Raw genomic sequence first — 23,481 nt, 5'->3', positions numbered from 1 at the left:
TGAGCAAGCTCCCACCGAGGTATTCCGTTCTATTTTTGCATGGCTCGTAGCTAGGCTAACTTTCCATTTATTTCAGCTTCCAGATATCTCTGTTGTACTCTGCAATAGTTCTGTCGGAGGAGAAGAATCCGGCCTTGGCGATGTTCACTAACATCATCTTCTTCCACTTCTGCTGATCCTCGTAATCAGCAAATGCCTGATCCTTTACCTTGATGTAGTCCTCTAAGTCAAGCAGGGTCATGAACCAGTCTTTGTTCAGCAGCTCGTTGTACAGACGCTCCAGGTTCTCCTTTTTGCCGACCTTGAGCACTTCTTTGCTGACGATGAAGTCTACAGCCTCTTTGATCACAGGGCTCTTCTTGTAGTAGTCCTTAGAGACATAATCTGCCTTCTCGTAATGCTTGATCACAGTGTCGCTGTCCTTACCGAAGATGTAGATATTGTCATCGCCTACCAGCTCATGGATCTCTACGTTTGCACCGTCACTGGTACCCAGTGTTACGGCACCGTTTAACATGAACTTCATGTTACCGGTTCCGGATGCCTCCTTGGATGCCAGGGAGATCTGCTCGGAGATATCGCAGGCAGGGATCAGCTTCTCGGCATAGCTTACGTTATAGTTCTCTACCATAACAAGCTTCATGTAAGGGCTGACTTCAGGATCGTTATTGATAATGTCGGACATTACCAGCAGGAGATGGATGATATCCTGAGCAATCACATACGCAGGCGCAGCCTTTGCACCGAAGATAAAGGTCAGTGGAGTAGAAGGCTTCCTGCCGCCCTTGATCTCCAGATATTTGTGAATGATATACAGTGCATTCATCTGCTGACGCTTATACTCATGCAGACGCTTTACCTGAATATCGAAGATGGAATCGGGATTCAGCTCCACGCCCTCCTTCTCCTTGATATAGGATACCAGTTCTGCCTTCTTGGTCTTCTTGATGTCGTAGATGGCATCCAGTACGGCCTGATCGTCCTTATGCTCTAACAGCTTCTGTAATTCATCCGCATCCTTCTTGTAGCCGTCGCCAATGGTCTGGGTCAGGAAGGCAGCCAGCTCATGGTTGCAGGACAGCAACCATCTGCGGAAGGTAATACCGTTGGTCTTGTTGTTGAACTTCTCGGGATAGATCTTGTAAAAATGATTGAGTTCGCTCTGCTTCAGGATCTCGGTATGGATCGCTGCCACGCCGTTGACACTATAGCCATAGTGGATGTCGATATGTGCCATGTGCACTCTCTTGTCCTTGTCAATGATCTGAACTTTTTCGTCCTTATATTTCTTTGCCACACGGTCACTCAGCTCCTTGATGATGGGAACCAGCTGAGGCACTACTTCCTCGATATAAGCCAGAGGCCATTTCTCCAGAGCTTCTGCCAGAATGGTGTGGTTCGTATAAGCACAGGTGTGGCTTACTACGTCGATAGCTTCATCCATAGTGAAACCTTCCTCTGTGGTGAGAATGCGGATCAGCTCGGGGATAACCATGGTAGGATGGGTATCGTTGATCTGGATCGCTACATGCTCAGGCATAGTATGCAGATCATAACCCTTTTCCTTTACTTCCTTCAGGATCAGCTGGGCACCGTTGCATACCATGAAGTATTCCTGATAGATACGCAGCAGATTACCTGCCTCATCGGAATCATCAGGATACAGGAACAGGGTCAGGTTCTTCTCAATAGCTTTCTTATCAAAAGTGATGCCCTTCTTTACCAGACTCTCGTCTACGGTCTCTACATCAAATAAATGCAGCTTGTTCAGTCCATTCTCATAACCTACGACATCAATATCATAAAGTACGGAAGTCACCTTGCGGTCACCGAAAGATACTTCGAATTTTGTGCCGGTATTGTTCAGCCAGGAATCCTTCTGGATCCAGTCATTCTTCTCGGCGTTCTGCAGGTGATCCTTGAATACCTGCTTGAACAATCCGAAGTGGTAATTCAGACCGATACCGTCCCCGGGAAGTCCCAGGGTAGCGATGGAATCCAGGAAGCAGGCTGCCAGTCTGCCTAAGCCCCCGTTACCCAGAGAAGGTTCGGGTTCTGCCTCTTCGATGTCTGCGATGGTTTTGCCGTTTTTCTTCAGGATATCGCTCAGCTCCTCATAGATGCCTAAATTGATCAGATTGTTGGATAACAGCTTACCGATCAGGAACTCCATGGAAATATAATATACCTTCTTGTCTCCTGTAATGGCGGGAGTCTGTGCCATCTTCTCTTTGGTCAGCTGCAATACTCCGGTGTACAGCTGTGCATCGGTGCAGGCACCGATATTCTTGCCATATAATTTGCCGGTGATCTCATTTAAAGTCTGCTCTAAATTCATTTCAAACTCCATTTCTGCACGATAGTTTTATTTTTGCCAAAATGAATGTACCGTGCCACACTCATTTTTTCATATTCTTTTTCTTTGTCTGGGTACTATACTTATTTTTGGTATCCCATCCCCTTGTCTCAGGTGTGCCTTGGGTATTTCCTATCCTTTTCGGCCTCCATACCCTTCCTGCCGCTACGCCCGGGTATTTCCTGCACTTTTCGGCCTCTATACCCTTTTTCCCGCTGCGCCCCGGGTATTTTCTGCACTTTTCGGCCTCTATACCCTTTTTCCCGCTGCGCCCCGGGTATTTCCTACCCTTTTTGGCCTCCATAGCCTTTCTGCCGCTGCGCCCTGGGTATTTCCCGCACTTTTCGGCCTCTATACCCTTTTTTCCCGCTGCGTCTTGGGTATTTCCTGCACTTTCCGGCTTTTCATACCCTCGCAATACTGAGATTTTGTGTATGTCGTTCTCTTACAATACACAGGATAGCATAGGAAAACGTTTTCCGCAACCTTTTCTTTAATTTTCCTGATTTTTTGTGCAAAATAGCTTAACAGATAATGTCCTTATAGTACATTTTCACGATACTGTGGGGCATGATTACCTGATGCCCTTCCCCGCCGTTCATCAGCTGGTGTACCTCTTCCACGGCTCTGCTGGAGATGCTGTAGAAGTCCTGCCTTATGGTATTCATCTGCTTGCCGACATATCCCATCAGGGTGATACCATCGAAGCCGCACACCGGACGGAAAATATCCATATCGATCAATGCATTCATGGCACCTATGGCCATCAGATCGGAAGCGCAGACCACCACATCCTTATTCTTCGCATATTTCAATGCCACGTTTCTTGCCGTCAACTCACTGAAGTCTCCCTGTCTGACCATCATGGTCAGATCCAGATCCTTCACCAGACGCTTCATCCCCTTCAATCTCTGATCCGTGACATAACCGTCTCTTCTGCCCGCAATGTAGAGCACTCGTTTACAGTTGTCATCCAGCACGGTCTTCTTCGCCACATCATACTGGGCCTGTTCCTGATCAATGCTGATGGATGTAGTCCTGGAATTGACAATCGGCGCATCCACTACCACACAGGCAAACTGTTTCTCCCGGATCAGCTTCTGCAGCACCTTGTCCTCCTTAGACATGCCATAGATCACCACGCCGGAAATACTCTGGGACAGAAAAGATCTTGTGATCTCTTCCGCCGTCATCCCCGCGATCATGGACGGAAAGATCGTCACGACTTCCACGTTCAGTTCCTTGGCCTTATCCAGTGCCCCTACCAGATACTGCATGAAGATCTGGTCAATGGCCTGGGTCTGTCTATTGGGATCCAGCACCAGCGCGATTCTTCCAAACTGCTTGGAGGAAAGCGCCGCGGCAATGGAATTCGGAATATAATTCAACTCCTTGATGGCGTCCTGTACCTTTTTCTTCGTCTCTTCACTGACATTAGGATAGCCATTTAAGACCTTGGATACTGTGGAAATAGCCACTCCGGCATGTTTTGCAACTTCTTTGATCGATACCATAAATCCCCCGTTCCGGTCGCAGTTCCTGCGCCCGTTGCTCTCCGTTACCGCAGCAAAATGCGGTCTCGTTCCATTTGACGTTTACTCATATATTCTCTATACTATAAGTTAACGGTAGTTTCGTCAATGTACAGCATTTACGAAATATAGTGTGATTTTTTGGAAAAGGTTTTCCAAGGCAGAATAAATCGGACAGCGCATGCGCCAGAAAGGCTACAGATACCATGGCAGTAATCAAAAGTGTGGAAGAAAAATATATGAAGGAAGCTCTGAAGCAGGCAAAAAAAGCCTATGCCCTGGGGGAAGTCCCCATCGGCTGTGTCATTGTACATGAAGGTAAGATCATCGGTCGTGGTTACAACCGGAGAAATACAGACAAGAATACATTGGCGCACGCAGAGATCACAGCGATCAACAAAGCCAGCAAAGTGATCGGCGACTGGCGTCTGGAAGAATGCACGCTCTATGTGACCCTGGAACCCTGCCAGATGTGCGCCGGTGCCATTGTGCAGGCCCGTATCCCTGAAGTAGTGATGGGCTGCATGAATCCCAAGGCGGGATGTGCAGGTTCGATCCTAAATATACTGGAAATGCCCCAGTTTAACCATCAGGTGAAGGTTACCCGGGGCATTCTGGAAACGGAATGCAGCCAGATGCTGAAGACTTTTTTTGAAGAGCTCCGCATCCGGAACAAACAGGAGAAAGCTGCCAGAAGGGCATCAGGCGATCTCTCGTAAGCTTTCTTCCTGTGTCTGGTTCTGCTCGGTTGTTTTTCTTCTATGCTTCGGTAATCGGGAAATCGCTCTTCCCGTTTCATAAAGTCCCATCGGCACAAAGAGGATCAAAAATACATAGTACGGAAATACATATCTGCTCTGCGCTTCCCAGATGATACTGAACAGGAAGCCACCTACTATGCCAATCAACGGCAGCCACAATGCTGTCGGAATTTCTTTTTTTTGCCACCATCTTCCGCACAAAGCAATTCCAAGTACAAGTCCTGCCAAGTATACGATACTCTGGTAATAATTGGCCAGCTTCCATACGGTTTCATGTATGTTCCCATAGTACAGACTGGTAATCCCGGAGGACAGCGGTTCTCCATCCGTATCAAACGACTCTGTTGCCTTGAGGCTGGAAAACAGCGGTTCGATCCATTGATCTTCCAGTTTTCTCTTAAAGAAATCTCTGGCCATAGCCGGATTCTCCCGGAACTCCCGCAATCGTTCTCGAATATATTCCTTTCCTTCCTGTGCGGCAGGCTCCTGTTGAAAATCATGTTCTGCAAACGTGGTTTGCTGATAGCGATTGTACACCCCGGCCATGCCATCCGTCTCCTGTAATCCCATCGCAATCCAGAGAATGCTCGGAATGCCAATGTCACTGGGATATCCGGAACGGTATTCATACATTACATCTACCGCTTTCACCGTCAGTGCTGCCGTCAGAAGAATTGCAAACCCTGCCAGCAGATATTGTCCCTTCTTTTTCTTCAGGCAGACCAGAACTGCATAAATTCCCACTCCAATGAGTATGATCCATGTATTTTTCCGGGCAAGCACAGCAATCCCTGCCACACATGCCGCCAACGCAATATACCTCTTCTTCTCATAATGTTCATAAGCAGACACCGCCCAGAACATTACCATTCCAAAGCTGATACTGAGCACGTCCCCGTAAATATACGGTAAATACAGCAAAAAAGGAATACAGCCCAACATCATAATACAATATACGATTCTAAATATGGCTCTGTCTGTATTCAGTTTCAGGAAACCGTATCCTGCCAGAATCGCCAGTACCCACCATATTACATGCAGGATTTTTGCCGGAGTATAATTGAAATTTCCAAACAGGGCAAACAATATCTCATACAATATTCCCAGCCCTTTTTGCTGTTGATACATCCCGACATAGCCTCCGGAGCACAACATAATGAAGTTGCCATCCCGGCAATATGCTGCAAATGCCGTGGCGCTGATCTGATCTCCTACCGGATAATAGGGATTGTTGAGAACGTAGATACTTCCCAGCAGAAACGCAGTAACACTGGTTGCCAACAATGTATAGATGCAGATTTTTTCCTGTTTTTCCTGATTTTGAGCATTCAGCCATTTATCTCCCTCATAAACAAGGACAGATGTCAGCAGGAAAATAACAAAATGTTTCCAGGTACTGTCTTTTATCAGGAGATTTCTGATGCTGTAATCCACCGTTCCGTAATAAGAATACCGACAGGACCAGTAACTCAGGACCAAAAGAATGGGAATCAGACAGACAAGAAATATTCCCAACAGAATACGGTATATTTTTTCCATTAATGTTCCCTCATTTTTATCTTATAGTTCCACATAATTTCTGTCACCGACATATACTGCCAGCTTTTCATTCTCATATTCCAGTATCGGTGCTTCCCCTTCCGGAAATTGCTGTTCAAAGGCTTCACGCATTTCTGTCCGTACGACGTAAGCGGTCCGCATTTCCGTGGGCAGCGTCGGGGGATACCATTTCGTACTGGTGAGCCACCAGTATCCGGAAAGACTGGCCATGGTATAGGAATGTCCCATCGTCACCCGGCCGTCCGTGATCAGACAGATCCGTTCGGCATCCCAGAATTCTGCATATCCGTAGTCGATTCCCGCTTCTGTCAGATAATCCGCCACTTCCTGATATTCCTTCAGGTTATCCTGTGTGGTGGCCGCTTCACAGTAGGTGTATTTCAGATTCAGCACCGCGAACAGCGCTACGGCCGTTAAGATCAGACCAGCGAACACCGGCTGTCCTTCCGACATATGATCCACCATCACCGCTACCAGAACAGCTGCTGCGAACCATGCCATGAAAAAGTAATAATGGGCCGCCTCCGCGCTGGTGATCCCGATGATAAATGCTGTGACTCCCACAGAAGCAAGGAGAATTGTCAGTGCATCTTTTTGTCTGTCTGTGCTCTCTGTATTTTTCCGGAACACATACCAGAGTCCATACCCCAACAGGATCAGGAACACCCAGACAAGAAGCTGCATCAGAGAAGCAAAGCTCCCTACCTTTGCATTTCCCACCAGTCCGAAGTTCTCCAACAGGGCTGCCGGAACCCCAAGAAGCAGTTTCTCTACTGCCTCTCCCGGCTGCAGCAGATAGACTGCATAATCTCCTCTGCCGCCGTACAGACAGGATACCAGAAAAGCAAGTACAAGACTTCCCACATAGGCTGTGGCAAGATAACGTCCACCGGGCAGCTTCTGCCGGAGATGTCCGGATTCCATGAATAAAGCGATCACTTCCACTACAAGCAGTGGCAGGATGATGACCTGCAGACATCTCTGTCCTCCACAGTTCAGCAAAACTGCGGCAACAAACAATACCAGCCACTCCAGAAAGGTCTTCCGGGTCATCTGCCGGTTTTCTTTTAATTTCAGGTAAAACAGGATATTAAAAAACAGAAAAATGCCATGAAACACATAATACTCTGCAAATAGGAATAAAAGCAGCGCTACAAAAGGAACCATCTGCCCCTCATTGCGAAAACCGTTGATTGGCAGCGCACACAATACCAGCAATGCCGTAATTGATGCCGGTCTGCTCAAAGATAATTTTCTCAGAAAAAAATAAAATATCCCCAGCAAAATCGCACCCAATAGAACGCAGGTAATCCCCGCCGCCGTCTGCATGCTGCCGGTGATACCGTAAAATACGGCTGCAACCGTAGGCATCCCAATGATCCGTCTCTCCGTGCTGGAGATCCAGTCGTTGGGTGTAATATCCTTCTCCACCCAGATCTCCCGGGCCAGCAAAGCCTCTGCGGCAATATCCGAATCCACATGTTGTGCATATTTACACAGATTCAGGTAGCAAAATACTCCCAGATATATCAGTAAAAGTGCACCTATTATCCATCCCAGCAGGGATATACTTTTTCGCTTGTTTCTCATGGATCCTTCTCCGTAGGCAACTATCTTTCGACAAAATTACATATTATTTTAATTATAACACTCTTCCCTGTTTCCTTCAAGGCAAAGAGGCTTGACAAAAACCGGGGAACAGGATACACTAAAAAGGCCGTACATGTCCGGTATCATGGGAATAGTGATGAAACTCGGTCTTACGCAATGGGAATCTACGAACCGTGTCAGGTTGGGAACAAAGCAGCACTAAGTAGAACCTTCCATGTGCCGTGAGGAAACTGGGTGGAGCTGTTATCCTGGTCCGGCATGTGCGGTTTTGATATTTAAAGTGTTCTGTGAATTCATGGATAAGTCAGTTAAGAGGTTATAGATTGTGTCAGACGATATGTCATCCCCTTTTTCGGTTTCCAACAGCATAGCATCCGTTTCCGGCGACCTGCCTCCCCAAGATGCCGCATGGTTCCGGAAAATCATGTCCGACTGCATCCTGTGTCCCAGGGCCTGTCATGCCGATCGCCTGGATGGTGGCGTGGGATATTGTGGCCAGACGGCAGATATTATGGCTGCCAGAGCCTCTCTGCATTATTGGGAGGAGCCCTGTATCTCCGGTACTTCCGGTTCCGGTACCGTCTTTTTCTCCGGATGCAACCTGCGCTGTGTCTTCTGCCAGAACCATAACATCGCTCTGGGGAAAGCCGGACGAGTCATCACTCCCGAACATCTGGTGAAAATCTTTCTACAATTACAGGAACAGGGTGCTAACAATATCAATCTTGTTACTCCCACACATTTTCTTCCCCAGATCGTCATTGCCTTACAGCAGGCCAAAAATCAGGGACTGTCCATCCCCATTGTATACAATACCGGCAGTTACGAATCTCCGGAGGCTTTACGCCATCTGGATGGTCTGGTGGATATCTATCTGCCGGATCTGAAATATTTTTCTCCGGAGCTTTCCGCTGCGTATTCGCATGCCCCGGACTATTTTGAGATTGCCTGCGCTGCCATTGCGGAAATGTACCGGCAGGTCTTAGATCCGGTCATGGATCCCGACACCGGGCTGATGCAGCGGGGGATGATCGTACGCCATCTGCTCCTGCCGGGACAAGCGAAAGACTCCAAGAAGATCCTGCGGTATCTCCATGAGACCTACGGGGATCATATCTATATTAGCATTATGAATCAATATACACCTCTTCCGCAGGTGGCAGATATTGAAGCACTCAATCGCACAGTGACACCGGAGGAATATGACCGGGTGCTGCGCTTTGCGGAGCGAATCGGCATTGAACAGGGCTTCCGGCAAGAGGGAAGTGCCGCCTGTGAAAGCTTTATTCCGGAATTTGACGAGCGGGGACTGTGATTCTCTCACAGTTCCACTGCGATCAGATAATATCCGAAATCCCCTTCCCATGCCGGTTCTCTGGTTCCTTCAAAACTTTCAAAGCCAAACATTCTGGCTACCTGTTTTTCTCTTTCATAAAAATTACCCGGGACTCCTATGTAATATTTCACTTCCCCAGAGACTTCCTGACGCATTAATAATAAATGTCTGTAATTATAATAGCCATGCAACAAAAAACTGTTGTGGGTCATCTGATAGCAACGCTCCCGCAACACAACGAAATCCTCCGGACCCACGGAAAGAAATTCTCTGGCATCCCGGAAGGGATGGATGTGGGGGTAGATACTGCTTAATTGCTCCCATTTGGTGTCTTTCATGTGGAGAGTGTGTTCCGTGGGAGTTTTTTTCGAGCTCCGGGCTTCCGATCCACTGACCATTTTTTCGTTTGCGACTACGGTTTCTGCCACTTTTTCGGTCTGTTCACGGGCTTGCCTGCCTTGCTCCTGCACCCGCTCCCGCTGCATCTCCCTATTTTGGGCTTCCTGCTGTTCTGTCTGTATCGGCCGCTTTGCCTGCTCCGGCTGGTTTCCACCTTGCCCCTGTCCTTCGATTTCCCCCACCGTAACCGGTGCAATCGCAGTCACAGGCGCAGGTACTTTCTTCGCACCAGCCGCTCCTGCAAACCGCCCTATGATCTCAAAATTACGTTCCAGGGGAATGCGTATCCCCAGTGTCGGCTCCCAATCCGCTTTTCTGGAAATTCTTTTTTCACAGGAAATGGTCCCCCGTTCTGCCGTCATTTCACATAACAGTTCTTCTCCGCTTTCCCGCTGCAGATACAGCAGCATCATCTCCTTGCCAGACACGATCCCCTGTCCTCTCAGCTGCACCATCAGAATCTCTTCCTTTTCCCAGCTTTCCAGCTTTGCATACCCGGCTCCCCGGATCCGTTGCCCGTTTTCCTGTAATTCCAAATAGCTGATCTGTTTCCGATATGACATAAAATCCCCCCGTATAAAGTTTCTATCTAACTTTATGCGAGGGGTTGTCCTTAATATTCCTGGCTGTCCAGATATTTCATATAATTTACGACCATCAATGCGATCTTGAAAGTCAGTGCATCATCAAAGCTCCGCAGATCCAGGCCGGTGCTCTTCTGAATCTTCTCAATACGATATACCAGCGTATTACGATGCACGAACAACTGTCTGGAAGTCTCCGACACATTCAGATTGTTTTCGAAGAACTTGTTCAGGGTGTTCAGGGTCTCTTCATCCAGATCCATGGGTACATTGTCACCGAAGATCTCCTCAATAAAGATCTTGCACAGATTCACCGGCAGCTGATAGATCAGACGTCCGATTCCCAACGTGCTGTAGGCGATCACCTTTTTCTCTACGTAGAAGATCTTGCCTACATCCAGTGCCATCTTGGCTTCCTTGTAGGACTTGGATACGTCCTTCAATTCCTGTACCACGGTGCCATATGCCACCTTCACATCCAGAAGAGCCTCCGCATTCATCATGGCTACAATAGTCTCGGCCAGTTCATGCAGTGTCTCAGGTGTGGTGGTGCTCTCAACAGATTTAATCAGGATCAGGCTGGACTCATCCACCGCTGTTACATAATCTCCCGCCTGCGGGGAAAACATGCCCTTCAGCACTTCAGATACAATGCCATCTTTCTCATCCTTGGTCTCAATGAGATATACGGCTCTGGGACAGCTGACTTCCACATGAAGTTTCTTCGCCCGATTGTAAATATCTACCAGCAACAGATTATCCAACAACAGGTTCTGAAAGAAATTATTCCGGTCAAACCGTTCCTTGTAGGCAATGACAAGATTCTGGATCTGACTGACAGCAATCTTACCCACCATATATACGTCATCCGTCATTCCCCGTGCCACCAGTACATATAAAAGATCCCCTTCGTCACGGATCTTCAGAAGGTGATGTACTCCGATCACCTGGCTATCCGCCGGAGAAGCCGCAAAGCCTGTGATCAGATCTGTGGTTATGTCATCCTTTTCCATGGTAGATGCCACTTCGGATCCGTTCAGATCATAGACTCCGAGGTCTACCTTAGTGATTGCTTTTAATTCATCAATGCTTGTCTGTATAATCTGGCCTGTAATCATATTGTCCACGCCTTTCTGTAGCATAATCTATATCGAATTCTTCGCTCTTCGCGTTCTCGATTTCGCAACGTCTCTTCGCATTCCGGACTATTGTCCTCCCTGCTCATATCCATTCGTTCTGTTCATAGGCGAAAAGCTCCACCTGCAAACAGTCTCGCTTTTCATCTATGTCAGAACTATATATACTTAGTATATCTGATTTACTCACCTCGTGCAAGCAAAATGCATAAAAAAAGCCCTGTCTGCATTCACAGACAGGACCTTGAAATCTCTTATGAAACTTAAGACTAGTTGGTAATAACCTGCTCGGTCTCTTTGTCGAATACGTGGATCTTCTCAACATCCAGAGCGAACTTAACGGTATCGCCAGGTCTTGCAGTGGTACGAGAATCTACTCTTGCGGTCATAGGGAACTCGTCAAGATCGAAGTACAGATATACTTCTGCACCAAGTAACTCATAAACCTTGATGGTAGAGGTAAATACGCTCTGAGGAGAGGTCTCGATGTACATCTCGGAATCATATACATCCTCAGGACGGATACCGAAGGTAACAACCTTTCCATCGTAACCGCCATCGATCAGCTTCTTGGACTTAGCGGGAGGAAGGGGAATGCTGTGGCCTGCGATTACCAGGTTAGCGATGTCGCCTTCTACCTTAACAGTAGCATCCAGGAAGTTCATCTGCGGAGATCCCATGAATCCTGCTACGAACAGGTTGCAGGGCTTCTCATACAGGTTCTGAGGAGTATCTACCTGCTGGATAACGCCGTCCTTCATAACAACGATTCTGGTACCAAGGGTCATAGCCTCAGTCTGGTCATGTGTAACGTAGATGATGGTGGTGCCCAGTCTCTGATGCAGCTTAGCGATCTCGATACGCATCTGTACACGCAGCTTAGCATCCAGGTTGGACAGAGGCTCATCCATCAGGAATACCTTAGGGTTACGAACGATTGCACGTCCCATAGCAACACGCTGTCTCTGACCACCGGACAGAGCCTTGGGCTTACGATCAAGCAGCGGAGTCAAATCCAGGATCTTAGCTGCTTCCTTAACCATCTTATCGATCTGATCCTTGGGAACTTTTCTCAGCTTCAGACCAAATGCCATGTTGTCGTATACGGACATATGAGGATACAGAGCGTAGTTCTGGAATACCATTGCGATATCTCTATCCTTAGGCTCTACATCGTTAACTACTCTGTCACCGATCTTCAGTTCACCGGAAGAGATATCTTCCAGACCTGCGATCATACGAAGGGTGGTGGACTTACCACATCCGGAAGGACCTACGAAAATGATGAACTCCTGATCTGCGATCTCAAGGTTGAAATCCTTAACAGCTTCGAAACCGTTAGGATATACTTTGCAGACATTCTTTAAAGATAAACTTGCCATTTGAAAATACTCCTTTCATATTTACCAATGTTATTTTCTCTCATTGTGAAACGATATGTCTCGTTTGAATCTGAATTCAGTATAACGAAAATCACGAAAATGTGCCATACCACTATTTCACAAAGATTTTGAATCCTATTGTAAGAATTGCTTATAAAGTTTGTTTTTTTTCGAAATGCTTGTCAGATTGAACAAATCCGCCCGCATTTCTTGGACATATTCCACAAGAATCGCCCTACTTTGTCTCATTTTCCGGCTTTTTATAGAAGCTAAGCTGGTTTTTGCCATGTCTTTTTGACACATACAGCGCATTATCTGCGGCTTTGTACAGTTCCTCGAAAGACTTGCCGTCCCCGGGGAAGACCGCTGCTCCCACGCTGGCCGTTACGGAATATTTTACATATTCTCCCACTTCAAACTGATGGAAGAACTGTTCGATCTTCCTGCCTTCCCGTTCGATCATACTGATCTCGCGGATATCCTTCAGAAACACCATGAACTCATCGCCACCGGTACGACCCACGATATCCGTAGCCCGGAACATGGATTGCAGACGTACTGCCAGGCTGCGGAGCACTTCATCTCCGAAGGCATGTCCCATAGTATCATTGATCTTCTTAAAGTTATCAACATCCAGTACGAACAATACGCCCTGCTTGTCCGGGTACTTTTCCATGTATTCCCGGATCTTACGCTCTGTGGCCATCTTATTGTTCAGATCCGTCAATAGGTCGGTATCCGCTTTATCCTCCAACACCTTACTGTGTTCAGAGGCTTTGATGCGTACCAGAATATTGATTGCGGTGATAATAATAAGCGCTACTGCAATGGAAATACTGATCTTGACGATCAGATTCACAATCGGGCCGCGGAAGGACTGCTGGATTCCAGACAGATAGGATTCATCAATACCGACCACCAGATTCCACTCGGTACCGCGGATTGGAAAATGACAGATGATCTTGCCTACACCGTCTTCCTTAACATGTAAAATGCCGCTGCTGCCCTTCTGCTGCTGCCTTTCAAACAGGGTCCAGCTTCCCAGGCTTTCCGAAATATCTTTCAGGGAATTCCAGAAATCATTCTGCAAAATAGCCGTTCCGTCAGTGGCACCGTAGCATGCCATAATGGTTCCGTTCCGGTTGACCAGAGAGAAAAATGCCTTGTCACCATATACAGAATTGTCGAAGAATTCCTTCATGTCATCCGGGTTCATATAACTGAGCAGATATCCGGTGACATTTCCGGATATCGCAATCGGACACACATAGATAAAGGCAGTCTGTCCGTTGATCCCATCCGTGCCGGCATAAATATAATGGGCGGAGGTTCCGCTGATGCTGCCGTAATAGTTTAACTCCGACATATCGAACTCCCGGCGGTCACTCAGCATTCCTTTTCCGTTCGTAGCACAATAAGCAGACATATAGGCGTTGCTGGCTTTTACAATGGTGTCCAGCTTCTCATATACAAAAGCATCACTTCTGTCCGGCCGGCTCGCCATAATGTTTGCCATGGCACTCGTGATATCTCCCAGTGCCCCCAGCTTGTCATCTACTCCCGCGGAATAGTAAAAGCCGATCTGCTCTGCCTGATCATCCACCACCGTCTGTATGGCTGAATTCATTTTATTATTAAATTCGTAAATACTCAGAACCAGTGCAACAACCAGCAATGCGCAGGGAAAGACCCACTGGAAAACAATTTCCCAAAATTTTCTCTTTTGCATACTCCGAACACCTCTCGTCTGATGCCCCCGCAGGACATTTTTGTTACTTCACGTCTGTTTTCAGGCTTTCATCCAGTTCATCATGGAATACTCTCTCATCCTCTTCCGGCGAGATTTCCGGTGCAGGCTCCTGTTCTGACAACAGCTGATCTTCCAGCTTCTGGAAGAATTTATTGTACAGCATGGCAGAGGCATAAGCCGGCAGCGAAAAACCAAACAGGAAAATAATGGGTATCAGTCTTAAAGATACCAGATAAATAATCAACGGGAAAAATGCCATTACGAACATTACAACTGTCTTGGGCAGCTGTAAAATACTCATGATAAATGCATTTCGAATGGTTCCCATGATTGTATTGTCAAATTTGGCAAGTACCGGAAATACATATAAAGAAGTGCAGATCACCAGCACTCCTGCTGCCATGATCAGTACCACCAACACCTGACTGAACTGCATTCCGGATTTGGTAATAATGTAGTAATCACCGCCAAGGATCGCCGCTACCAGCATAAGCAGCAACCAGATCAGGGTTGCCTGACGGAAATTGGTTTTAAAGGATTTAAAAAAGCTTCTTGTAATATAACTCTCCTCGTTACGCACGATCTTCAATGCCACATAATGCATGGAAGTCAGCGCAGCTCCAGCGGTAATGACAGGGATGCAGCAGATCAGTGTCAGAATATTGAGCCACATCAGATCTGCCATTTTGTTCAGTACATTCATTAAAGGGCTATCCAGGTCAAAAATTTTCATTTACATCTTATCCTTTTCTGTTTTATAAAAATTTTTCCATGGGGGTCACACGTATTCCGGAAAATGCCTCCTCTTCATGTACCGCATGAAACCCCAGTTTTCTATAGAACTCTACGGCATACGGAGCTGCTTTCAGCGACATATACCGTTCCCCTTCCTCTTTTTTCAGATATTCACACATTCTTCTCATCAGATCCCGTCCGATTCCCCGATGATGATACTCCTCATCGACAAAAAGAAGTGATAAATGATTATAATTCCGCACGGAAGCCGCTCCGATGACTCTCTCACCGTCCAGCGCCACCATCATCTGGTATCTTCCCTGCAGGAACGACTTATAGAGGTGTTCATCCGTAATAAAATCATAAAAGTTACGGATTCCCTCCTCTGTATAATCCACCGCCTCAAATTTTAAAAATGTCTTCCAGATCATATGCATGGCAGGAATCCAGTCTTTGTCTTCCGCCCATCTGATCTCGTAAGTGCCCACTGCCGTATCCGACATGATGCACCGCCTCTCTGATCCGAAAGCTTTCCGGTCTTAATCCAGTCCCGGAATCTCCCTGCGGATCCATTGATAGATGTCCTCCATGGCCTGTTCACCGTCTTCCTCATTCAAAAGCTCATGTCTGTCATTCTCGTACAGTTTGACGGTAATATTTTTCACACCAGCCTTCTTCAGAGAATCACATGCCTTCCGGACACCCTTACCGTAATCTCCCACCGGGTCCTCGGCACCGGATACCATAAGGATTGGCAGGTTCTGCGGTACCTTCTCCAGATTCTCCTGCTTCTGCAGTCTGCGGATCAGTTCAAACAGCGTCTGGAACCCGTTCACAGTGAAGGTAAATCCACACAGCCCATCCGCTATATAGCGGTCCACATTCTCCGGATTCCGGCTCAGCCAGTCACTGGATGTCCTCGGAGCATCGATCCGCTTGTTATAGCCGCCGAAAGCAGCCTTGTCAATAAAACGGCTGATATGCTTTGAACCACAGAACAGCTTCTGTATGCCTGCCATGGCTTTGGAACAAAGGATCAATCCCCCGGACTGCATTCCCGTTCCGACAATTACCGCCCCGTCGACTCCCTTACCGTAACGACACAGATAATTCCTCGTAATAAAGGAACCCATACTGTGTCCCAAAATAACATAGGGCACCTCCGGATAGCTTTCCTCTGTGATCTTCTTCAGCCGATGTACATCCCTTACCACTACCGTTGCCGGATCCTGTTCGCAGAAGTAACCGTAAGTGCCGCCTTCCGCCACAGATTTTCCATGTCCGAGATGGTCTTCTCCGGTAACAAGGATTCCTCTGGCAGTCAGAAATTCAGCCAGGTTCTCATAACGCTCCACATACTCTGCCATTCCGTGCACTACCTGCACAATGCCTTTTACATTGCCGTCATCGGGAGTATATCTCACTGCATGGATACGGCTTTCGCCGTCCCGGGAATCAAAGTAAAATTCTTCCTTAATCATAGAACCTCCTTGGTTACGGAAAAATCATAGGACGCACAAAACAAATGTCAATTTTACAGCCATCTGCTTTGGCATCCTATTCATTATATATCATTTCTTATAAAATTTTAAGCCCTATATTGCTTTTTTTGTAAAATAGTAACAGTTCATCCCGCCTCATTCGTAAAGTTGCGTTGTCATATACTATTTAACAGATCTCTGCTCCGGCAGGCATATTCTTCTCCGGGGTGACCAAAGCCAGATTGCCTTCCGCGTCTTCTGCGCACAGGATCATGCCCTCGGACATTACTCCTGCCAGTTTCGCAGGCTTCAGGTTCACCAGTACCATAACCTTCTTGCCCACCATTTCCTCCGGGCTGTAATGTGCCTTGATGCCAGAGACGATCTGACGTACCTGACTGCCGATCTTCACCTGGCTGCACAGCAGCTTCTTGGACTTGGGCACTGCCTCACAGGAAATGATCTCACCTACCTGGAACTGCATTTTTGCGAAGTCGCCATATTCGATCTCTGTCTTAGGCTCAATATCGATGGCTTCCTGCTCTGCCTTTTCTGCCTCGGCATTTGCCTCTTCCGCTTCATGCTCCGCTGCTGCCTTGATCATGGCTTCTTCCAGCTCTGCCTCTTTTTTTGCTACATCCTTCATATCCAGACGGGCGAAGAGGATCTCAGGCTGATCTGTCACCCTGTTGCCGCTCTCATACAGGCCGAACTGCTCTAACTGATCAAAGTCACGCAGGGAGGTATTCAGCTGTTTTGCGATCTTCTCTGCGGTTTCGGGCATATAAGGCTCTAACAGGGATGCGCCAATGATAATACCTTCCACCAGATTGTACAGAACGGTAGCCAGACGATCTGCCTTGGCTTCGTCCTTGGCCAGTACCCAGGGTTCGGTCTCATCGATGTATTTATTACAGCGTTTGAAGATGCCGAAGATCTCGGTCAGGGCATCTGCTACTCGCAGTTCTTCCATTTTGGCTACTACTTTTGCATAAGTGCCGGTCACAGTCTGTTTCAGATCGGCATCCACTGCTGCATCGTTCTCGGTCAGCTGTACATTCCTATTCTCTACTACACCGCCAAAATACTTGTTGCTCATGGAAATGGTACGGTTCACCAGGTTGCCCAGGGTGTTGGCCAGATCGGAATTGGTACGCTCTGCTACCAGTTCCCAGGTCAGATTACCGTCATTTTCAAAAGGCATCTCATGCAGTACATAGTAACGTACTGCATCTACGCCGAAATAATCTACCAGATCATCCGCATAGACCACATTTCCCTTGGATTTACTCATCTTACCACCGCCCATAAGAAGCCAGGGATGTCCGAATACCTGCTTCGGCAGGGGCTCACCCAGTGCCATCAGGAAAATAGGCCAGTAGATCGTATGGAAACGAATGATGTCCTTGCCGATCAGATGCAGGTCTGCGGGCCACAGTTTCTTGTACTGCTCGGTGCTGTTGCCATCTGCATCGTAGCCGATACCGGTGATGTAGTTGGTCAGTGCATCCAGCCACACGTAGATGACATGCTTGGGATCGAAGGTCACCGGAATGCCCCAGGTAAAGGAGGTACGGGATACGCACAGATCCTGCAGTCCGGGGAGCAGGAAGTTGTTCATCATCTCGTTCTTACGGGAAACGGGCTGAATGAACTCGGGATGCTCATTAATGTGCTTGATCAGTTTGTCTGCATATTTGCTCATGCGGAAGAAATAAGCCTCCTCCTTGGCAGGCTTTACGACACCGCCGCAGTCCGGGCACTTGCCGTCCACCAGCTGGGACTCGGTCCAGAAGGACTCACAGGGAGTACAGTACATTCCCTCATAGGCTCCCTTGTAAATATCTCCCTGATCGTAGAGACGCTTGAAAATCTTCTGCACCTGCTTCTCATGATCCTCATCCGTGGTACGGATGAACTTATCATAGGAAATGTTCAGCAGATCACACAGTCCGCGGATCACACCGGCGATCTTGTCCACATGCTCCTTGGGTGTGATGCCGGCTGCCTCAGCCTTCAGTTCGATCTTCTGTCCATGCTCGTCAGTACCGGTCTGGAAGAAGACATCATAGCCCTCCTTTCTCTTGAAACGTGCGATGCTGTCAGCCAGTACGATCTCGTAGTTGTTGCCGATATGGGGCTTCGCAGATGTATAGGCAATCGCTGTGGTAAGATAATATTTTCCTTTGCTTTCCATTGTGTCTGTTCTCCTTTTCTACTCCTATAACACTATCTAATGCCACACGGATTGCTCCGCGCTTTGCGCTCCCGCAATCCTACCCGCCATTCGCATATCGAAAGGCTTACGCCTCTCTTCTATGCTCATATCGGGGCAGGTCATCAAGACAGAAAATTACTCTCGTGCAAGCACATCGTAATTTCTGTCTTGTGACCTTGTTGGCATTAAAAAAGTCTCCTCAAAGAACCTTATGTTCTTCAAGAAGACGAGCGTTATCTCGTGTTACCACTTCTCTTCGTCTGTACCTCACAGTACAGACCTCTTCGGGTCCGTAACCCTATCCGCTGTAACAGGCGGATCCTGTCGCAGCCTTGCTTCTACCGTTCCTATTCTCCCCGGTATCCGTTCGGTGCGCCGCTCAGAAGCCATCTTCTCTATCTGTCCGTTCCATTCCTCTCAGCCTTACGGGATGTTCTCTGTAAAACTTCTATGATAAATACTCTCTTCCTCATTGCATTTGCGTATTCTTACAGTAGCACAGGAAATCCGGACTGTCAATGCAGTTTTTGTTGCCATGCAATCGTAAATGTGTATAATGGTATATTATATAAGGTAATTTTTATAACATACATAAGAGGATATAAAATGAAAAAAAGTAAATTACCAAAACAGGCCTTGATCATTCTGAGCATTGCTCTGGTGCTGGTAATTTCCACAGTTATGTGGAGTTCTGCCCAGATCACACAGGATACAGAGGAAGAAGTACAGTCCACTCTCCGGGATGTTGCCACGCAGAACGCCCTGATCGTACAACAGGAGCTCCGTGAAAACTTCAACTTATTATACAGCCTTGCCGATGCGATCAGCGTTTCCCCGGATGCAGTCAATGCAAAATCCATTGCTGCACAGTTGGGATCTTTTATCTCCACCTATGAGTTTAAACGGATCGGTTTCGTCTCACCGGACGGTCAGGTGATAACCACCGATGGCTATGTACAGGATCTGTCCAGCAGAGATTTTTTTAAGGATGGTATGCAGGGACTTCCTGGTATTACCAATACCCTCCAGGATCGCCTCGGTACTCCGGAACCCATCAATGTATTCAGCATTCCTGTGTATGATCAGAGTGATTCCATTATCGGTGTTTTATTTGCCACCTATCGGAACCAACATTTTGAAGAAGTTTTAAGCGTACAATCCTTTAATAATCAGGGCTTCAGCTGTCTGGTAAATCAGGACGGTGACCTGATCGCCACATCTTCCAATGCACCGGCTTCCCTGCAGGAAGCCGACCGGATATCCGATTATCTGACTCAGGATGCCCGTAACGACCAGCCCTTGCAGGATCTGCATACGCTGCTTCAGAGTTCTTCTTCCAGCGGTGGTCATTTCTATGGAGGCAGTCAGAAGTATTATTACTATGCGGCTGCAATGGACAATCTCCGCAGCGACAGACAGTGGTTCGCCCTGACTATTGTTCCCGATCAGGTACTTTCCAGTCGTTCCGCTCCGATATTGTTTCAGGTGCGGCTGCTGATCCTGCTGATCATTGTGATCGCCGGAGTCGGTACTTTTGCTTTTGTGCACAGTATCCGGACACGGCGCAGGCAGTTATATCGTCTGGCTTATGTGGATCCTCTGACAAATGGTGATAATTTTGCCTGCTTCAAGGAGAAATTATCCCACTGCAACGGAGACAGCGGCTTCTATGTTGCCCTGGATCTTCAGGATTTCAAGCTGATCAATAATACCTGTGGTGTGGCCAAGGGTGACGAAACACTGTTGGAAGTATGGAAGCTCCTGCAAACCGGTACACATCTGGGTGAATTTTCTGCCCACATCAATGCAGACCGGTTCATCCTGTTCCTGCGGGATAATGACCGGTGTACCTTAGAACCCAGATTGGAGTGCCTGTGTCAGGATATTTCCAATCTGTCCACAAAGCTTAATATTCCGAAACTGTTCCCACTGTGCGGCATCTATGAGACCGCCGATCATAAGGAAATCGAGCAGAATTACGGCAAGGCTGTACAGGCCAAGTATCCGATAAAAGGAAAACGTACCAGACATTATGCTTTTTATGATGAGCTGGATATCAAACAGCTCTCCGAGGATCGTCTGATGGAAGATGTCTTCGAAGATGCCCTGAAGAACGGAGAATTCCAGCTGTGGTATCAGCCGAAAGTAGACCCCGTCACCGGAAACATTCTGGGTGCGGAAGCTCTGATCCGTTGGAAGCGCCCCGACGGCACCATGCTCTCTCCCGGCAAGTTCATTCCATTATTTGAGAAAAACGGTAATATCACAACGCTGGATGAATATGTGTTCCGCACGGTGTGCGCACAACAGCAGAGATGGCTGCAGGCCGGAGCAAAATTGTATCCGATTTCTGTAAATATTTCCAGAGTCAGCCTGTACTACAACAATGTGGTAGATAAGTACCGGGAGATTTTGAATTCTTTCCAGCTGGATCCGAAATATGTTCCGCTAGAGATTACTGAGAGTGCTACCATTGATAACAGTGATATTTCCTCCCTGATCGAGCAGTTCCATGAAGCGGGATTTACTTTACTGCTGGATGATTTCGGAAGCGGTTATTCTTCTCTGTCTTCGCTGAATGTCATGCATTTCGATACGATCAAGCTGGATAAGAGTCTGATCGATTACATTGGTGACCGGAACGGTGAAAAGCTGCTGTTGCATATCACGCAGCTGCTGCAGAGCTTCGGTATGACCATTACCGCAGAGGGTGTAGAAACTTCGGATCAGGTAGAGTTTCTGAAGAATCTTCACTGTGATGATATTCAGGGTTACTACTTCTCGAAGCCGTTACCGGTAAACGAATTTGAAGATTTTGTAAGAAAGCATACAGGTCTGTAGGGTTCGCCCACAGACCTGTTTTTGTTCCTGTATTCTGTTTTGCTCGTCTTATTCTTCTCCCAGGATCAGGATCGAATAAGCCGGAAGCGTAACTACAGTACCGGCACGCTCCGCGGTCTCTTCTCCGGTATAAAGTTCCCCCAGCAGTACCAGTTCCTCCGCCGTGGTGCCTCCTACGGTAAGTCCGGTCAGATCCACGCTCACAGCCTCCGCAGAGGTATTTCCCAACAATAATAAGTTACTGCCTTCATAGCTTCTTGTCAGAGCAAAGCATTGTTCACCGGAATACTGCTCCAGATAAGCGGTGGTGCCTCTGGCGATCACCGGGTTCTGGTTGCGGACACGGATCACCTGTTTCACATAATTATAGATGGAATCGGGATCCTCCTGCTGTTCTTCCAGACTGTCAAATTTCATCCGGAAATCATCCATATCTGCCGGGCCCTTACACATGCCTTCCGCATTGCCGTCCTTGTTCCAGTACATGGGGGCCCGTTTGTTCTCGTCTTTTCCGGAGCCCTTCATGCCCAGTTCTTCCCCATAATAGAGGAATACATTGCCATTCATTAAGAGATTAAGGGCATTGCCCATTTTCGTCTGAGCTTCGCTATTCTCCCCGGCATAGTAGCCTGCACTGCGTCCCATATCATGATTGGTGTAGAAGGGAGCATTGATATAATCCGGATTGTACTGCGCATACATGCCCTGCTCTGTTTCCAGATTCTTTGCATAAGATGTTGCCGATGCCTTACCGTTCATCACATTGGCAATGATACCGGACTTGTCGGCAAAAGCAAAATCAAACATGCTGTCCACGCCGCTCTCATAATATTTGGCATAGGTATTCTGATCCGTCCAGCATTCACACACCAGATAATTCTCCGGATCTTTGCCATGAACATAATCCGCGAACCAGCTTAGAATTTCCACATTGCCCTCTGTGGATCCGGTAACATACTCTTTCACCGCATCCAGTCGGAAGCCATCCACACCCATATCCAGCCAGAAGTCCGCGATCTGCTCAAATTCCCGGCGTACCGCCTCATTCTCCAGATTCAGATCCGGCATTCCGTCCCAGAATCTCGCTTCATAATACCAGGCCGTTCCATCCAGCTGCGCATACCCGCCCTGGTATTCTCTGGAAAAATGGTAATAATCCACGTACGGGCATTCGGAACTATCCGGTTCCGCCCCTTCCGGCAGGCTCTTCAGATACTCCGCAGCCTGTTGGAACCAGGGATGGCTGCTGGAAGAATGATTCATTGCCAGATCCAGGATCACACGGATCCCACGGTCATGACAGGCCGTCAGCAACTCCTGAAATGTTTCCAGAGTGCCGTACTGCGGATCGATATTCTCATAATCCGTGGTATCGTATTTATGATAGGTGACGGAGGGCATCACCGGCATGAGCCAGATACCATTGATTCCCAGATCCATATCTGTGGTATCATCACCGTCATTCAGGTAATCCAGCTTTTCCAGTACGCCCTGTAGATCTCCAATGCCATCACCGTCGCTGTCATAGAAGGAATATACGAAAAGCTCATAGTAGGTACGGTAGTTGTCGTCCGGGATCTGCAGTACCCGGTTGTCCTGCACCAGAGACGTGGTACTGCCGGTGCTGTCAGTGTTACTGTCCGTGCTCTCATCCTGTACGATGGCAGTCTCATTCTGTGTACCGGCAGCAGACGCATTGCTGTTTTCTCCTTTGCTGCCTCCACAGGCAGTCAGAGACGCTGTCATTCCCACCGCCAGTATTGCTGCCCATATTTTTCTGTTCCATTTGCTCATAGTTA

General features: G+C 47.7%; 17 protein-coding genes, 1 other RNA gene and 1 other annotated feature. Of the genes, 4 read left to right on the top strand and 14 right to left on the bottom strand.

What is annotated here, in order from left to right; genetic code table 11:
- Positions 1 to 67 precede the first annotated feature (67 nt).
- The 3 genes from DWZ61_RS11700 to DWZ61_RS11690 all read right to left on the bottom strand — a co-directional run bounded on the left by DWZ61_RS11700 (position 68) and on the right by DWZ61_RS11690 (position 3,870).
- On the bottom strand, positions 68 to 2,338 hold the full coding sequence (locus DWZ61_RS11700; RefSeq protein WP_118538630.1) for a glycogen/starch/alpha-glucan phosphorylase: 2,271 nt from the start codon (positions 2,336 to 2,338) through the stop codon (positions 68 to 70).
- Positions 2,339 to 2,399: 61 nt separating this feature from the next.
- Entirely contained in the window at positions 2,400 to 2,660 is a 261-nt protein-coding gene (locus DWZ61_RS11695; RefSeq protein WP_147354714.1) for a hypothetical protein, read from the bottom strand.
- A gap of 220 nt (positions 2,661 to 2,880) precedes the next feature.
- Entirely contained in the window at positions 2,881 to 3,870 is a 990-nt protein-coding gene (locus DWZ61_RS11690) for a LacI family DNA-binding transcriptional regulator (RefSeq protein ID WP_022312642.1), read from the bottom strand.
- Between the two features lie 224 nt (positions 3,871 to 4,094).
- Between DWZ61_RS11690 and tadA the strand changes: the two genes are divergently transcribed.
- Entirely contained in the window at positions 4,095 to 4,607 is a 513-nt protein-coding gene (gene tadA / locus DWZ61_RS11685; RefSeq protein WP_118504215.1) for a tRNA adenosine(34) deaminase TadA, read from the top strand.
- Here tadA and DWZ61_RS11680 read toward each other — a convergent pair.
- Both DWZ61_RS11680 and DWZ61_RS11675 read right to left on the bottom strand, forming a co-directional pair.
- The gene (locus tag DWZ61_RS11680) at positions 4,590 to 6,188 is read right to left on the bottom strand and encodes a hypothetical protein (RefSeq protein WP_118538626.1); all 1,599 of its coding nucleotides are present in this window, start codon (positions 6,186 to 6,188) and stop codon (positions 4,590 to 4,592) included. The genes tadA and DWZ61_RS11680 overlap by 18 nt on opposite strands.
- A gap of 21 nt (positions 6,189 to 6,209) precedes the next feature.
- Entirely contained in the window at positions 6,210 to 7,799 is a 1,590-nt protein-coding gene (locus DWZ61_RS11675; protein ID WP_118538624.1) for a hypothetical protein, read from the bottom strand.
- A gap of 122 nt (positions 7,800 to 7,921) precedes the next feature.
- Here DWZ61_RS11675 and ffs point away from each other — a divergent pair.
- Positions 7,922 to 8,090: signal recognition particle sRNA large type (gene ffs, locus DWZ61_RS11670), an RNA gene on the top strand.
- A 55-nt stretch (positions 8,091 to 8,145) separates the two neighbouring features.
- The gene (locus tag DWZ61_RS11665; protein WP_347475437.1) at positions 8,146 to 9,135 is read left to right on the top strand and encodes a radical SAM protein; all 990 of its coding nucleotides are present in this window, start codon (positions 8,146 to 8,148) and stop codon (positions 9,133 to 9,135) included.
- A 5-nt stretch (positions 9,136 to 9,140) separates the two neighbouring features.
- On the opposite strand, the gene DWZ61_RS11660 is transcribed toward DWZ61_RS11665, so the two are convergent.
- From DWZ61_RS11660 to metG, 8 genes are all read right to left on the bottom strand, one after another.
- A complete protein-coding gene (locus tag DWZ61_RS11660) occupies positions 9,141 to 10,118 on the bottom strand; it encodes a DUF6128 domain-containing protein (protein WP_118538623.1) in 978 nt (325 codons plus the stop codon).
- A gap of 50 nt (positions 10,119 to 10,168) precedes the next feature.
- Positions 10,169 to 11,257, bottom strand: coding sequence for a helix-turn-helix domain-containing protein (locus DWZ61_RS11655; RefSeq protein WP_118538634.1), 1,089 nt, complete (start codon positions 11,255 to 11,257; stop codon positions 10,169 to 10,171).
- A 287-nt stretch (positions 11,258 to 11,544) separates the two neighbouring features.
- Positions 11,545 to 12,657: a sn-glycerol-3-phosphate ABC transporter ATP-binding protein UgpC gene (gene ugpC / locus DWZ61_RS11650; RefSeq protein ID WP_022153948.1), complete on the bottom strand. Its 1,113-nt coding sequence runs from the start codon at positions 12,655 to 12,657 to the stop codon at positions 11,545 to 11,547.
- 235 nt (positions 12,658 to 12,892) lie between these two features.
- Complete coding sequence (locus DWZ61_RS11645; protein ID WP_117466012.1) at positions 12,893 to 14,386, bottom strand: sensor domain-containing diguanylate cyclase; 1,494 nt, start codon at positions 14,384 to 14,386, stop codon at positions 12,893 to 12,895.
- Positions 14,387 to 14,429: 43 nt separating this feature from the next.
- Positions 14,430 to 15,140, bottom strand: a complete 711-nt coding sequence (locus DWZ61_RS11640) for a DUF624 domain-containing protein (RefSeq protein WP_117466013.1) — start codon at positions 15,138 to 15,140, stop codon at positions 14,430 to 14,432.
- Between the two features lie 22 nt (positions 15,141 to 15,162).
- Positions 15,163 to 15,645: a GNAT family N-acetyltransferase gene (locus tag DWZ61_RS11635; RefSeq protein ID WP_117466014.1), complete on the bottom strand. Its 483-nt coding sequence runs from the start codon at positions 15,643 to 15,645 to the stop codon at positions 15,163 to 15,165.
- Between the two features lie 36 nt (positions 15,646 to 15,681).
- The gene (locus DWZ61_RS11630) at positions 15,682 to 16,623 is read right to left on the bottom strand and encodes an alpha/beta hydrolase (protein ID WP_117466015.1); all 942 of its coding nucleotides are present in this window, start codon (positions 16,621 to 16,623) and stop codon (positions 15,682 to 15,684) included.
- Between the two features lie 187 nt (positions 16,624 to 16,810).
- On the bottom strand, positions 16,811 to 18,820 hold the full coding sequence (metG, locus tag DWZ61_RS11625) for a methionine--tRNA ligase (protein ID WP_118538621.1): 2,010 nt from the start codon (positions 18,818 to 18,820) through the stop codon (positions 16,811 to 16,813).
- A gap of 240 nt (positions 18,821 to 19,060) precedes the next feature.
- Positions 19,061 to 19,323: a binding site (T-box leader), on the bottom strand.
- A 124-nt stretch (positions 19,324 to 19,447) separates the two neighbouring features.
- Here metG and DWZ61_RS11620 point away from each other — a divergent pair.
- Positions 19,448 to 21,682 (top strand): GGDEF domain-containing protein, encoded by a 2,235-nt coding sequence (locus tag DWZ61_RS11620; protein ID WP_182427060.1) that lies wholly within the window; start codon positions 19,448 to 19,450, stop codon positions 21,680 to 21,682.
- A 48-nt stretch (positions 21,683 to 21,730) separates the two neighbouring features.
- Here DWZ61_RS11620 and DWZ61_RS11615 read toward each other — a convergent pair whose 3' ends face one another.
- Positions 21,731 to 23,476, bottom strand: a complete 1,746-nt coding sequence (locus DWZ61_RS11615) for an alpha-amylase family glycosyl hydrolase (protein WP_118538617.1) — start codon at positions 23,474 to 23,476, stop codon at positions 21,731 to 21,733.
- Positions 23,477 to 23,481: the final 5 nt, after the last annotated feature.

It is taken from the genome of Clostridium sp. AF34-10BH, from assembly GCF_003478095.1.
Lineage (GTDB): Bacteria > Bacillota > Clostridia > Lachnospirales > Lachnospiraceae > Acetatifactor > Acetatifactor acetigignens.
The sequence above is the reverse complement of the archived record's forward strand: the minus strand, read 5'-3'. Positions and strand labels throughout refer to the sequence as shown.